The sequence below is a fragment of the Bradyrhizobium sp. UFLA05-89 genome, from assembly GCF_059803475.1.
The window spans coordinates 45090-59031 of the sequence record NZ_JBANBA010000054.1; the positions used below are offsets into that span (position 1 = coordinate 45090).

The following is a 13942-nucleotide window of genomic DNA, read 5'->3' on the forward strand; positions in this document are numbered from 1 at the left end:
AGTTGGCGAGGCTGCCTGGTATCTTTGTACGTAGGCCCGCAGCCGTTCGTTACGTCTCGCAAATGTCGAGCCCTCAGGCCAATGCCCGCCGGCTAACGAGTCCATAGGGACAAGGCATTGGCGTTATCGCCCCGGCGCGCCGCAAATGGGCCCAAGCGCACGGCATCGTGCGCGTCACCCAACGGTCTCACCAACTCGTGAGCGGCTCGGCAGGTAACGGCCGGCCACGGCGGGGCGAACGAGACGAAGCGGGCATCGCCCGAACCAACAGGAGAAATTCAATGTCTGCCAAGACTGCTATCAGTTCGCTCGTCCTCGCCGGCGCCGTGTCCACCGCGCTCGCCACGCTGGCCATGGCCGGTCCCCTGACCAAGGCCGAGGCCGATGCGGCGATCGCCGCCAAGAAAGAGAAATGCTTTGGCGTCGCGCTGAAGGGCCAGAATGATTGCGCCGCCGGCCCGGGCACGACCTGCCAGGGGACCTCGACCGTCGATTTCCAGGGCAATGCCTGGAAGTTCGTCCAGGGCGGCACCTGCGCCAATATCGAGCTGCCCGGCGGCAAGCACGGTTCGCTCAAGCCGGTCTGACACGAGCAGCAATCGAAACACGCAGCGCGGAGGAGCGACATGGACGCAGAAATCAGGCCCCGAACGTCTGCGGCCATTCCCCTCCGCTTCTCCTTGCCCATCGGCGGCGTCGCCGGGACGAGCTTCAAGCCCGAGCACCTCGCGGCGATCCTCGACGAGGGCCCGCAGCGCGGCTTCTTCGAAGTCCATGCCGAGAATTACATGGGCGCGGGCGGCCCCCCTCATCGCATGCTGGAAAAGCTGCGCAGGGATCATCCGCTCTCGCTGCACGGGGTCTGCATGTCGATCGGCGGCCCGGCCCCACTGGACCGCACGCATCTGGCTCGCTTCCGCGGCCTGATCGCGCGCTATCAGCCGGCGCTGGTCTCCGAACATCTCGCATGGTCGACCCACGAAACCAGCTTCTTCAATGATCTTCTCCCGCTACCCTACACAAAAGCAACGCTCGATCGCGTTTGCGACCATATCGATGAGGTGCAGGAGGCGATCCGGCGGCCGATCCTTCTGGAAAATCCGTCGACCTATGTCGCGTTCCGCAACTCCACCATGAGCGAGACCGATTTCATCCGCACGGTTGCCGAGCGCACCGGCTGCGGCCTGTTGCTCGACATCAACAATGTCTTCGTCTCTGCGACCAATCACGGCTTCTCGGCGCTGCAATATCTCGCCGATTTCCCGCTCGCGCGTGTCGGCGAGATCCATCTGGCGGGACATGCTGAGCAGAGCGACGACGAAGGCGATCTGCTCCTGATCGACAGTCACGACGGTCCGGTCGCAGACGCGGTGTGGAAGCTATTCGAGACCGTCATCGCGCGCCACGGGCCCGTACCGACGCTGGTCGAATGGGACAGCAACATACCGGATTGGCCTGTGCTGAAGGCAGAAGCCGCCGCAGCGCAGGCGATCCTCGATCGTCGTTGCGCGATGGAGGATCGCCATGCAGCCTAACGACCACACCTCTTACGCGGCTGCTTTCGCACCACCGCTGCTCGATCCCGACGACGACGTCCCCGCCGTCGTAACCGGCCCGAACGGCAAGTCGGCGATGAAGCGCTACAACGTCTATCGCAACAACGTCACGGTCAGCCTGATCGACGCGCTCGCGGCGATCTATCCGGCGGTGCAGCGCCTCACCGGGCCGGATTTCTTCCGCGCCATGGCGCGCTTCCATATCCGCGAAACGCCGCCGACCTCGCCACTGCTGTTCGACTACGGATGCGACTTTCCCGCCTTCATCGCCCGCTATGAGCACGCCCGGTCGTTGCCATGGCTCGCCGACATCGCGCGGATCGAGCGGGCCTGGCTCGACGCTTATCACGCTGCAGATCACCCGTTGCTCTCGCCGACCGCGCTCGCGGCGGTCGCGCCCGATCGTCTGGCCGACCTCGTCTTCACCGTGCATCCGGCGACGCGCGTGGTGCGATCGTCATTCGCGGCGGTGACCATTTTTGCCGCCAACCGCACCGGCGAGTCCTCCGACCGCATCGACGCATCGACGCCCGAGGACGCGCTGATCACGCGGCCGGAGTTCGACGTCGTCGTGCAGCGGCTCCCGCCCGGCGGCGCGGTCTTCCTGACCTGCCTGATGTCGGGGTGCATGCTTGCCGAGGCGGCCGCCGGGGCGCTCGAGGAGTCGCCTTCCTTCGACCTCGCCACCAACATAGCCGGCCTGTTCGAGGCGGGCGCCTTCACCTCGCTGACGTCAGGAGACGCAAGATGATCACGGAACAACGCATCGCGGCCGCAGGGCCCCTGCCCTCGCTCGGAGCTCTCGCAGACAGGGGCAATGATCTAGTCCGCGCAATCGCAACGCCGTCGATGGTCCAGTTCGTGCTGCGCCTGGCGCTGGCGGTGCCGTTCTGGCGCTCCGGCATCCTCAAATGGGCCGGCTTCCTGAAGTTGAACGACACCGCCGTGGCGCTGTTCAGTGACGAGTTCATGCTGCACTTGCCCGGCGGCCCCTATCATTTCCCGGTGCCGGCAACCATGGCGTTCCTGTCCGGATGCGGCGAGATCATGTTCCCGATCCTCCTGGTCCTCGGGCTCGGCACGCGTTTCGCCGCACTCGGTCTCCTGTTCATGACCGTGATCGTCGAGCTCACTGTTCCCGACGGATGGCCGGTCCACATCACCTGGGCGGCAATGGCGCTCGGCATCATGGCCTATGGGCCGGGCCGGATTTCGATCGATCATTTGCTCTGCAGGTTCGTCATTCATCCGCACAGATAGCGCGTGATCGATCGAAGCCGCCCGTGCGCGAAGAGTCCCACCCCGAAGTCAATGGAGGAACGTCATGGAAGTCAATGAAGACCGCCTGAATTCGTTCATGGGCAAGATGATCGGCGATGTCGGTGCGGCGATGAGCGCTTCGCTCATGCTGCTTGGCGACAAGCTCGGCCTCTACAAGGCCCTCGCGCAGGGCGGCCCAATGGACTCTGCCGCGTTGGCCAAGGCGACCGGCACCGCTGAACGGTACATCCGCGAATGGCTCTCGGCACAGGCCGCATCCGGCTATGTCGAGTACGACAGCGCTTCAGGCAAATTCTCGATGCTGCCGGAGCAGATCCTGGCGCTGGCAGACGAGGACAGCCCCGTCTTCCTCGGCGCCGTCGGCAGTCTCGTTTCAGCAACCTTCCTCGACGAACCCAAGATCGCGGACGCCTTCAAGACCGGCAAGGGCGTGGGCTGGAACAAGCGCAGCGAATGTTTGTTCTGCGGAACGGCGCGCTTCTTCCGCACCAGCTACAAGCATTACCTGGTGCAGGACTGGCTGCCAGCGCTCGACGGGGTCGTCGAGAAGCTCAAGCGTGGTGCCACGGTGGCCGACGTCGGCTGCGGTCACGGCGTGTCGACGCGGCTCATGGCCGACGCGTTCCCCAAGTCGACGTTTTACGGCTTTGACTATCACGACGGCTCGATCGCAGCGGCCCGCAAGGGTGCGAGCGACGCCGGCCTTTCGGATCGGGTCCATTTCGACATCCAGTCCGCCAAGACGTTTCCGGCGCGCAACTACGACCTGGTGTGCTTCTTCGACTGTCTGCACGACATGGGCGATCCCGTCGGCGCGCTGCGTCACACCCGATCAGCGCTTGCCGATGACGGCACCTGCCTCCTGATCGAACCGTTCGCCAAGGATCGGCTCGAGGACAATCTGAACCCGGTCGGACGCGTCTACTACGCGGCCTCGACGATGGTCTGCACGCCGGCGTCGCTCGATCAGGAAGTCGGGCTGGCGCTCGGCGCCCAGGCCGGCGAAGGGCGGCTGCGCGAGGTTGCCCGCCAGGGCGGCTTCACGCGCTTCCGCCGTGCCGCCGAGACACCATTCAATCTCATCCTCGAAGCGCGTCCGTAAGAGCCAGTTGGATGTCCGTGGTGAGGTTGCCACGGACATCCTCCGGCTAAGCCTCATGAAACGGGCTTCGCGCTTTCGATATTCTTGTTCCACAGCGCAGGCTAAGCTTTTGGTCGGAACAGGGGGGCAAGCAATGAAGCATTTGCCGATTTTCGGTAGTCATGGCGCGCGAGCCGAGGTCGGGAAGAAAAGCCGCCCCCAATACCGCCTGCTGGTCTGGCTCGCTGCCTGGTTCGCGGGAGGATATCCGAAACCCGGCGGGAATCTCGCTGCGACCCCTGTACCGCCGTCCGTCCCGACACCGATGCTCGCGCTCGCAAAAGGCCAGCGAGAACTGAGGCTCGACCTTTTCCGCGGTCTCGCGCTCTGGCTGATCTATATCGATCACGTCTCACCCGACCTCCTCACGTGGGCGACGATTCGCAACTACGGGTTCAGCGACGCCGCCGAAGTGTTCATCTTCATCTCCGGCTTCACCGCAGCTCTGGTCTACGGTCGCGCGACCTTCGAGGCCGGCTTCGTCATAGGGACGGCACGTGTGCTGCGGCGGGTCTGGCAAATATATACCGCCCATCTTCTGCTCTTCCTGGTCCTGATGGCCGAAATCGCTTTTGTTACGAGCGTCTCCGAGAAGCCGGCGTTCTACATCCAGGAGATGGAGGTCGGAGATTTCTTTAGGCAACCCGGATCCGAAATCATCCAGGCGCTCTTTCTGCGTTTCCGCCCGCTGAACATGGATGTCCTGCCGCTCTATGTGGTGCTGATGGCGTTTCTGCCCTTGGTCCTGCTAGTTGCACGTTTGCACAGGGATCTGCCGCTCGCCTGCTCTGTTGCACTCTACATCTTGACGCTCCGGTACGATCTGCACCTGTCGACCTATCCGGACGGCTTCTGGTCGTTCAATCCCTACGCATGGCAATTGCTGTTCGTCTTCGGCGCCTGGTGTGCGCTTGGAGGTGGAAAACGATTGTCCCCGATCCTCAATTCTCGAGCCGCCTTCTGGCTCGCCGTCGCCTATCTGTGCGCGGCATTCTTCGTCACCATGACTTGGTATTTTCCCTCCCTGGAGGCGCTGATCCCCGGCTGGCTGGCGCGGCTGATCTATCCGATCGACAAGACCGATTTTGACGTCCTGAAGTTTGCGCATTTCCTCGCGCTGGCGGTCGTCGTCCTGCGCTTCGTGCCGGGTGACTGGGCCGAGTTGCGATCGGCGTGGGCGCGGCCTCTGATCCTTTGCGGGCAGTATTCACTGCAGATCTTTGCGCTTGGAGTTGCCCTGTCGTTCGCCGGCTATGCACTTCTGACGGAGCTTGATGCTGGTGCCGTGCTGCATGTCTTGGTCGGCGCCGCTGGCATCTTGATGCTGTACAGCGTCGCCTTGGTATTCAGTTGGTACAAATGGGCAATGTCCGGGCGCGAGCGCGCCAAGACGAACAGTTCAGAGCTAACTACGCAAAGTGTTTACTGAATAGCCACTCTAATCGATGGACCGACGGACATGGGAAGAGAGAGCACGGATTTGTTTGTCGTCGAGCGGGATTTGAGGCTCGACCTTTTGCGCGGACTTGGTCTTTGGATGATCTTTCTGGATCACATTCCGGATGACGTCGTGGCCTGGCTTACGCTGCGCAATTACGGCTTCAGCGACGCGGCCGAGTTCTTCGTTTTCATTTCCGGCTACCTTCTTGGGTTCATCTACGTTCCCATCGTCGCCTCGGGCCAGTTCCTGGCAGCCTTGAAGCGCTTGTGGCTGCGGGCCTGGCAAATGTACGTCGCCCACATCCTGCTGTTCCTCGCCTTCACGGCGCAGATCGCTCGCGCCGCGCGGAAGTGGGACAATCCGATGTACAAGGACGAGTTCAATGTCGCCAACTTCCTAGCACACCCAGACGAATTGATCGGCAAGGCGCTCACGCTGCAATACAAGCCGGTCGATCTCGACGTTCTTCCGCTTTACATTTCCCTGGTTGCGATTGCGCCGTTCGTGGTCTGGTGCCTTGTGCGCCGCCCGAACCTGACCCTGGCCGGTTCGATCGTGCTGTACCTGCTGGCGCGCTACTTCGATTGGAACCTGCCGTCATATCCGAAAGGGGCAACCTGGTATTTCAACCCGTTGCCTGGCAGATGATGTTCTTTTTCGGTGCCTGGTGCGGCTGCGGCGCTGTCGCCCAGATCAGCAAATTCCTCCGCTCGCGCATCGTGTTCGCAGTCTCGATCGCCTGGATCCTCTTCGCTCTGCTCATCGTGATGACCTGGCACAGCACGTTCCTGGAGTCGCTGATCCCGAAGTGGATGATCAAGCAGATCTATCCGATCGACAAGACCGATCTCGATATGCTGCGGTTCACGCACTTCCTCGCGCTGGCCGTCATCGTCTCACGCTATCTCAACCGAGACTGGGCGGGGCTTAGGTCGAAGTGGCTCCGGCCTCTCGTGCTGTGCGGTCAGCATTCGCTGCCGCTGTTCTGCCTCGGCGTGTTCCTGTCCTTTGGCGTGCATTGGATACTTGTTCAATGGAAACACCAAGTCATTGAGCAAATTCTGCTCAGCATCGGCGGAATGGGCATCATGACGGCAGCCGCCTGGGTTCTGGATAGAGCACAAAAGGTGCCGAACCTCTTCGTCGACGCGGGGGTCAAGGAAGAAGACCCGGTCACTCAACCCGACCCATTGGCTGGGATGCGAACACAGCCGAGCGCGGCATGAGGAAAGTCGAGGAGTCGAGCATGTCCAAGCGCCTGATGACTGCCATTTGCATAACGCTGCTCGCAATAGGGGTTGCAAGAGCCGAGACTTCATCCCCGGCCGCAATGGACGCAGCAAGAAGCTTGGCCGTGACATTGAAGGTCGCGGACCAATACAAGTCTCTCCTTCCGGGTATTTTGCTCAGGCTCCGGCCTACCTTGTCTCAGGACCGTCCGGAGATCGAGCGTGACTTCGATGCCGCAGTGCCGGCGATCTTGGAAGCCAACCAATCGAAATACTATAACTCGATGATCGAGGGTGCCGCGGCGCTCTACGCTAAGATCTTTTCGGCGGACGAACTTCGTGCCATCGATGCGTTTTATCGCAGCCCGGCCGGCCAGAAATATATCGAAAAATCGCACGAGCTATCGGAGATCAACCAAAAGGTCAGCGATGAAATCTCGCGCGAAGGTGCCGACGAGATGAAAGAGCGGATCACCCAGTCTCTGCGGGAGAAGGGCCATAAACTTTAGCAGATCTGCAGTGACGTAAGGACCGCCACGCAGCGCGCTAAGAGGATGCTTCCAAACAAGAATTTGTGGTTCGCCTTTTAATCGAACGGGTCGCGCATGAAATGCGAAAATGTACTGTTGCGAGTTGCGGACGATCTGCTTTCCATTGGTGGCACACCGGAGCGGCCTTCCGCGAGCGACCCATGGCCCAGTGCCCCTTCGAATATCTCTGATCTTCTAACCTTGGCATTTCTTGCAGCGGTCATTCTTGTCGCGTGCTTCACCGTCAAGGATTACGCCATCTCCAATGATGAGGGCGTGCAGCACCACTACGGGGAACTGATCATCGCGTATTATCAAAGCGGATTCCGGCTGCGCGATGTGTTCACCTTCGAAAACCTGTATCTCTACGGAGGCCTGTTCGACGTCATAGCGATCTGGCTCGGCCACGTCGTCGCCCTCGACGTCTACGAAGTGCGCCATATCCTCTGCGCCATGACAGGTGTCGCTGGCATTGCCGTCAGTGGCGCGACTGCGCGTTCAATCGCCGGACCGCGCGCCGGCCTCATTGCAACGGTCGCGCTTACACTCTGTGGAGCGTGGTATGGCGCCATGTTCAATCACACGAAGGACATCCCGTTCGCCGCCGCAATGGCCGGAGCGACACTGCTCCTCCTCCGCTTGGCTCGCCAATTGCCGTCGCCTCGCACCTTCGATGTTGTGCTCTTCGGCTGTCTTGCCGGCGTAGCCCTTGGCTTGCGGAGCTACGGCTTGCTGCTGTTTGTCTATGTCGGGCTTGCAATTGTGATCTTTCTGCCCCCGGCGGAAAGCGTCAGGGCGCGCCTTTTCTTTGCGGGCAAATCCCTGTTGAAGACGTCCCCCGCCGTGGTGGTCGCCTATCCGTTGATGATACTGGCCTGGCCTTGGGCTGCGCTGTCGCCCCTCAATCCGATCCGTGGCCTGTTTGCCTTCTCGGAATTTCAGTATGCGATCCGCACGATGTTTGTCGGGCGCGTCTACGAGATGGCCAACGTGCCGCGCGTCTATGTCCCCGCTTATCTCCTCATTCGCATACCGCTGATCACTCAGGCGGGTGCCGCGCTGGCGATGATTTCCCTCGTTTGGAACCCCGTTAAGCGAGTCGTATTGCGGCGTCGGGAAGTTGCATTGCTATCGATGATGGTCCTGCTGCCGTTGGCCTGTCAGGCGCTCGTTCATGGCCCTGCGTTCAGCGGCATGCGCCATTTCCTATTCGTGCTTCCTCCGCTCGCGACGCTCGCCGGCGTGGGTCTCAGCCATCTCCTCGATGCGCTCGCTTTACCGGGGCGCCGGCTGGCCTCAGTAGCGCTTGCGGTGGTCTGCGCGACCTTTCTGTCCGAGGGGATCACGCTGATAAGGCTGCACCCCTACGAGAACCTGTCCTACAACGCCTTGGTCGGGGGCCTTCCGGGAGCATTCCGCCGCTACGATCTGGACTATTGGTTCAACAGCATGCCAGAAGCGATCAGTAAGCTCGAGGCGTTCGTCCGGGATCGGGCACTCCATGATGAAACGAAGCCGCCGACTGTCTATTCCGTCGCCGTTTGCGGAGAACGTCCGGCCTTTGATCATTCGGTCACCCTTCCCCAATTGCGGTGGGATTTCCGGTCGGAATGGGACGAGTCGGAGTTCTTCATCGCTCCAACGCAGATGAACTGCGATCACGACCTCGATGGAGAGATCGTTGGTCGTGTGGAAAGGCTCGGCGTCCCCATTGCCTATGTGAAGGATCGGCGAGCGATCGTGAAACGTCTGCCCGCAGATTCCGCGCCGCCGGTTGCCCGGCAGGAGTCCGCCGGAAAGAATATCGCGCAAGCCGTTCCGTTTGATTGAGGCTCCTCGTCGATCCGGAGGTCCTTGCCAAGACGCGGCATACTTCGCTGAGACTGCGCGGCTTGAGCGGACTGGCTACGATCGACCAGTGATGCGATAAACTCGTGCGTTGCCCTCGACGCCACGCAATGGCGCGTCGAACTCTTGAACATTCTCGCGTGTCAACAATTCGCGAACGCCGGGAGCCGTGTAGAGCGCTTCAGTGAGGCAGATTTCGCCTGCATCCGCAAATGACTGCACCCGCGCCGCTATATTCACGGTTTGGCCGAAGTAGTCGAGATTCTCATTGAGGGTCACGGCGATGGAGGGCCCGCAGTGGGCGCCCATCTTGAGGATGATGGCGGGCTGATCGCGCTCGAAATTGAATTGGCCGATCCGCTGGAGCATTTCGAGCGCCGCTGCGACCGCGTCGAAGGGCCGGGAGAACGCTGCCATGACGGCATCACCGATGGTCTTCACAATAGCACCGGCATGCTGTTGCGCGACTGCGTCCAACAGAGCGAAATGTTCTCTGACCAGCGCATAGGCATTGAGATCTCCGAGATGCTCGTAGAGGGCGGTCGACCCCTTCAAGTCGGTGAACAAGAGGGTCACCTGGCGGACGCCGAGGCCTTCCTCCTCGTCGACCCGCTCGGAGCGGAAGAGCTTGCGGAAAGTCTGCCGCGTCAGCAGCATGCCGCCGGACACGTAGGGGTCAAACTCGAGTGTCGGCTTCTCCGGCATGGCTACGATCTCGGGCGGCCAGTTGATCAGGAGCACCGAGCCGCGCTTTGCGCCGGTATTGCTGATCTCGAAGACGGTCGGCCCCGCGGGCACTGCCGACATAGCGGATGTAAATCGCTGCCCGTCGTAGGTGATGCGGACGATTGTCGGAGTGCTCGCCGAAGGTACAGCGGAGTCCGCCACGGGAAGCGTGAAGCCGGCCTGCGTCTGAACGTTGACGCCCGAGAGCGCGCCCGGCTTGATGTCGGCCTGCAAGGTCGTGGTCATGCCTGGCGGCAGATATGTCATGCCGCACACTAGCGTGCGCAGAACATCGACAAACCTGGTCCCGCCCGGCAGCCGCCCGCTGTCGGCAAACTTCAGCTTCCAATGCAGGTCTTCGATCGAGAGGCTGTCAACGTCGTGCAATGCGAGACGACGGACCTGCGGCGAGACGGAGAAAGAAGCCTGGATAAAGTCGTCGAGATCCGTCTCACCGTCGATATCGCATAGCCCGCAGACGAAATGGCTCCGGAGTGCGCGCAGCTTGCCGAAGCTTTCCAGGACCAGACCGGAATGGGGGCACAGAATGTCCCAATGCAGGTCGACCAGTCCGGCGCGGGCAGCGTGGAGAAACAAATCGATGGCTTCCGGTTCGGCCACGCCGCGATCTCGAGCGAACGCCAAGGGATTGGCGCGAAAGATACTGACCTCGTCGCCGCTGCGGATCAGGGTTTCGAACTTCGAAATGACCCGAGGGCTCCAGGCCCTGGCCTGCTCGATCTGGATCATCTTGCTTTCGAGAAGCCGTTCGTCAATTGACGTCATCGACAGCTCCTGACGGTGTCAATCCCAGCAAAATAGCACATTCGAAGGAGCATGGGTCATTCGTGCTCGATCCAAACATAACGCACTGCAGCACGTCGCCCTCCAGTAAACCGACGAGGCGCCATCGGGAGAAGTCTTCTAGGACGTGGACTGATTAAGACGAAGCCATAGCCTGATCGAGGCGAGCTGAACGAAAGCAAGGTCGTGGCGTGTTGCCACGCCGACGGCAGTGTTTGATCCTGTTGAAGAACTGCTCGACCTGGTTGCGGGATGTTTGCCCACGCGCCCTTCTTCATTGCAAGTTCTCTGATCCAGTCAGCGTCATAGCCCTAGGTCGGCGAGTAACATTGATCAGGATTTCAGACGAGAAAGCAGTTTTCCAGCAAGTCGCGCCTCATGGACTTCACCGGGGCTCAGCGCCAGCCGTGAGACCATTGCTATCGACCAACGCATGGATTTTGCTCGTCAAGCCACCGCGGGACTTTCCCAGCAAGTCCACTCATCGTCCGTGAGTTCGTAGCGCATGATTCCGCCCCCCGGCCCCCGCACTACTGGTGCCGATTTATCAGTGCGACGGCTGCCGGAGGTCTGGCTTTGACAAAAATCAGACAACGGCCCTGCTACTCTCCACAGGTAGTATTTGCTACCCTGTGCGCATGTGGCGTGAACGGCTCATCACGGCTGGGATCATCACGGCAGGCACGGCTCCCGTCCTCTTAGCCGCGTTGCTGCTTTTCATGAGATAAGGCCGCCTCGGTTGAATGCGTTTGTGCTTTCTCAGTTTGAGGTGCTTGCGCGAGTATCGCACGGCTGGCCCTTAGCCGATCCTGGGTTTCGGCAACCAGGGATCTGAGAAGCTCCACTTCCCGTCGCAACTTTTGCAGGGCGGCTCTCGCCTCCATGCGGGCGGGGCGTGTGTCGTGTTTCATGGCGTCCTCGACACGCCGAGCATCGGCTGATTCCGTGTTGCGCGCCATATCGTGGATTAAGTCCGCCTCACTGGAGGCTCTTAATTCATTGGAACGTGTCTCATCAGGTGTTATTGTCCCACCATCACCGGCTTCGGCTCTGTCCGTAGGCGTCGGTGGCTGAGAGACCGAGAGCGCTCCCGCCTGCATAGCCAGGGAGCGGCCAATGGCCCAGCCTATTAGCGATGAGACTCAGCGATTATTGGACGCGGCCGACCGGGCGATTGAGCAAAGCCGGAAGATCGTGGAACAGACGCGCCATATCCATGCTGCATGCGCGAAAGAGCTGCGCGTTCAGGAAATGAGATTTGCTTTTGTCCGCGAGCTGAGGAAACCTAAGTAGCTGCTAAATTGTTCTTGGCAAAACGGAGGTCTCGAGTATGGCCCAGCGTTTTCCCACCAATTGCATTTTCCGCCCGGTGCATGAACTGGATGCGGAGACCATAAAACGCGCGTGGGATTGCGTGAAGGAAGCAAGAACCGTGCTTGCGCTCCCAGTCCCCTCGACGTTTCTAGGCAAAAGCGTTCACAACACCTCCAGCGTCGAGGTACATCTGAACTCGAAAGAGTAAGTAGCGCCCGGGTTGTCTGGCACCCACCGCCTAGCAAGAGCGCAGAGTTGCAGGAAACGCGCGGACTGGTTGCAGCGAATAGCCCACCCGAGCGTTTTTCTGCTGATGATCGATCCCCTTTTCAAGCGCTCGCTCCTTGCCATTGAGGATAGCCTGACCCTGCGCGACCGCTACCACGTGCTGATTGAGGAGATAGAATACGGTCCGTGAGCTGCGTTGGGCGACGCGCGCCTCGCCGCGCCTGGTGCTTGGCCGAACGCGCAAGCCTTCGTCGGAGTCCGACGGCCCGGCTGTGGCTGGATCAACGCCAATAAGCCACGCTGATTAGATCAGCCAACACGCTTCAATCGGAGGAGTCGTCTCTCGTAAGGAGCATCGACAGCGAACGTATGGTCGGCGCGGCGGCTAGGACCAGTGGCGCCATAACCGCCCACGAGACCAGCCAAGAGGCAAGCCAATTCCACAAAAAGTGGTCGGTCGCCATCGCGGGAAAGCTCGCGATGCCCGCAGCAACGAGGGAGGTCATTCCCGACTGGAGAACGCCGAAGACAAAATGACTGTAGCGGCGCGGAATTGCGAACATAGGGCCCTCAAAACCGATCGGACGGCGGCTATGCTACTCGTGCGTATCACCATTTCAATGCGTGTGGATGCTCAAAGGGATGCCCTGAGTGCCTATTCTGCCGCCATCGGCATCGTTTCCTGTTGCTCATGAAGGACTACACCCGCGAGGGGATCAAACTCGCCTTTCCATGGTGCGCTCTCAAGCACAGCTTTGGTATGGGCGTAGCCCGCATCCCACCGTCGCATGATTCCTTTCGGGCTGAAATCGATGTCCTTGGTGTGGGTCTCGCGATCGAGCTGAGGCGCAAGAAGACGAACGACATGCATGCGGGTCCGGCACCCATAACCGGTCAGCTCACGAACGGCAGGATCGGCACGCTCGCTCTCAGGCAGGCGAGCGGCGAGCTCATTGATGATGTGGCGCAAGCGATGCGCCTGCTGTTGTCGTGCGATTTGGCTCGCAATTCGGCTCGAATACTGCACGTCCTTATGCCGGTTGAAGACCTCTGCCATGGTCGTGGGCTCGTGACCCATTGGATTCCACAGATGAACTGCAAAGATCAGCGAATCCTTGCGCGGGTTATCATCAAAGACCGCTTCCGTGGGCGTGTTCGAGAGAATGCCTCCGTCCCAATACAGGTCGCCATCAATCCGTATCGCGGGGAACGCCGGCGGCAGCGCGCCCGACGCCATGATGTGCTTCACGGTCAGCTCGCCGTCGCGGGTATCAAAGTAGCGCATCTGACTGGTCCGAACGTGAGCCGCGCCGACCGTCAGCCGCGGTTTGCAGCGATTCACCAGGTCGAAGTCCACAAGCTCGCTCAGTGTCTTCTCGAGTGGAGCCGTCGAATAGAAGCCAGCGTGATCGGCGCCGAGCGGATAGGAATCCCCAGCGTGAGCCAGTGGATTGGGCCGAAAAAAGCCCGGAATTCCATTGGTAACCGTCGCCCAATACGAGAGCTTGTCGTTGAAGTCTGGGAAGGCCATGCGGAGGTTCCAGATCGGATTCTGCTCCATGCGCTTCCAGAACGCCTTGAGCCTCTCCAATCTGTTCTGGGGTTCATTGCCAGCGATCAGGCTGGCGTTGATCGCCCCAATCGAGGTCCCGATGATCCAATCAGGCTCGATGCCGGCCTCGTGGATTGCCTGGTAGACCCCGGCCTGATACGAGCCGAGCGCTCCGCCGCCCTGCAGCACAAGCACGACTTGGCCAGGCAAATCCCGGACCTTGGCGGCCTCGACAGCATTGCCCTGCATCGCATTCATCTTTCGCTCCCCTGAACGCTTGCTCTCGTCATTC

Annotated in this window: 12 protein-coding genes and 2 pseudogenes; 10 read left to right on the forward strand and 4 right to left on the reverse strand. The window is 60.7% G+C overall.

The window, feature by feature from the left end:
• Nucleotides 1–281 precede the first annotated feature (281 nt).
• The 9 genes and pseudogenes from SO139_RS25605 (at nucleotide 282) to SO139_RS25645 (ending at nucleotide 9008) form a co-directional block, all read left to right on the forward strand.
• Nucleotides 282–587 carry a BufA1 family periplasmic bufferin-type metallophore gene (locus tag SO139_RS25605; RefSeq protein WP_188100808.1) on the forward strand — a complete coding sequence of 102 codons (306 nt, stop codon included), beginning with the start codon at nucleotides 282–284 and terminating at the stop codon, nucleotides 585–587.
• Nucleotides 588–626: 39 nt separating this feature from the next.
• Nucleotides 627–1535, forward strand: a complete 909-nt coding sequence (bufB, locus tag SO139_RS25610) for an MNIO family bufferin maturase (RefSeq protein ID WP_498540795.1) — start codon at nucleotides 627–629, stop codon at nucleotides 1533–1535.
• Nucleotides 1525–2307, forward strand: coding sequence for an HvfC/BufC N-terminal domain-containing protein (locus SO139_RS25615; RefSeq protein ID WP_498540796.1), 783 nt, complete (start codon nucleotides 1525–1527; stop codon nucleotides 2305–2307). The genes bufB and SO139_RS25615 overlap by 11 nt, the downstream gene beginning before the upstream one ends.
• Nucleotides 2304–2816: a DoxX family protein gene (locus tag SO139_RS25620; RefSeq protein WP_498540797.1), complete on the forward strand. Its 513-nt coding sequence runs from the start codon at nucleotides 2304–2306 to the stop codon at nucleotides 2814–2816. The genes SO139_RS25615 and SO139_RS25620 overlap by 4 nt, the downstream gene beginning before the upstream one ends.
• 64 nt (nucleotides 2817–2880) lie before the next feature.
• Nucleotides 2881–3939, forward strand: a complete 1059-nt coding sequence (locus SO139_RS25625; protein ID WP_498540798.1) for a class I SAM-dependent methyltransferase — start codon at nucleotides 2881–2883, stop codon at nucleotides 3937–3939.
• A gap of 304 nt (nucleotides 3940–4243) precedes the next feature.
• On the forward strand, nucleotides 4244–5407 hold the full coding sequence (locus SO139_RS25630) for an OpgC domain-containing protein (protein WP_498540799.1): 1164 nt from the start codon (nucleotides 4244–4246) through the stop codon (nucleotides 5405–5407).
• Between the two features lie 108 nt (nucleotides 5408–5515).
• Nucleotides 5516–6645 (forward strand): annotated as a pseudogene (locus SO139_RS25635) (OpgC domain-containing protein).
• A gap of 20 nt (nucleotides 6646–6665) precedes the next feature.
• Complete coding sequence (locus tag SO139_RS25640) at nucleotides 6666–7157, forward strand: DUF2059 domain-containing protein (RefSeq protein WP_498540800.1); 492 nt, start codon at nucleotides 6666–6668, stop codon at nucleotides 7155–7157.
• Nucleotides 7158–7379: 222 nt separating this feature from the next.
• Entirely contained in the window at nucleotides 7380–9008 is a 1629-nt protein-coding gene (locus SO139_RS25645; protein WP_498540801.1) for a hypothetical protein, read from the forward strand.
• Nucleotides 9009–9083: 75 nt separating this feature from the next.
• On the opposite strand, the gene SO139_RS25650 is transcribed toward SO139_RS25645, so the two are convergent.
• Both SO139_RS25650 and SO139_RS25655 read right to left on the reverse strand, forming a co-directional pair.
• Complete coding sequence (locus SO139_RS25650; RefSeq protein WP_498540802.1) at nucleotides 9084–10538, reverse strand: adenylate/guanylate cyclase domain-containing protein; 1455 nt, start codon at nucleotides 10536–10538, stop codon at nucleotides 9084–9086.
• A 138-nt stretch (nucleotides 10539–10676) separates the two neighbouring features.
• Nucleotides 10677–11028: pseudogene (locus SO139_RS25655) on the reverse strand (transposase); the annotation flags it as partial.
• Nucleotides 11029–11672: 644 nt separating this feature from the next.
• On the opposite strand from SO139_RS25655, the gene SO139_RS25660 reads away from it, so the two are divergent.
• A complete protein-coding gene (locus SO139_RS25660) occupies nucleotides 11673–11849 on the forward strand; it encodes a hypothetical protein (RefSeq protein WP_498540803.1) in 177 nt (58 codons plus the stop codon).
• Between the two features lie 572 nt (nucleotides 11850–12421).
• On the opposite strand, the gene SO139_RS25665 is transcribed toward SO139_RS25660, so the two are convergent.
• Together SO139_RS25665 and SO139_RS25670 are read right to left on the reverse strand one after the other, a co-directional pair.
• On the reverse strand, nucleotides 12422–12661 hold the full coding sequence (locus SO139_RS25665; protein WP_498540804.1) for a DUF2798 domain-containing protein: 240 nt from the start codon (nucleotides 12659–12661) through the stop codon (nucleotides 12422–12424).
• Between the two features lie 92 nt (nucleotides 12662–12753).
• Entirely contained in the window at nucleotides 12754–13908 is a 1155-nt protein-coding gene (locus tag SO139_RS25670; protein WP_498540805.1) for a patatin-like phospholipase family protein, read from the reverse strand.
• Nucleotides 13909–13942 lie beyond the last annotated feature (34 nt).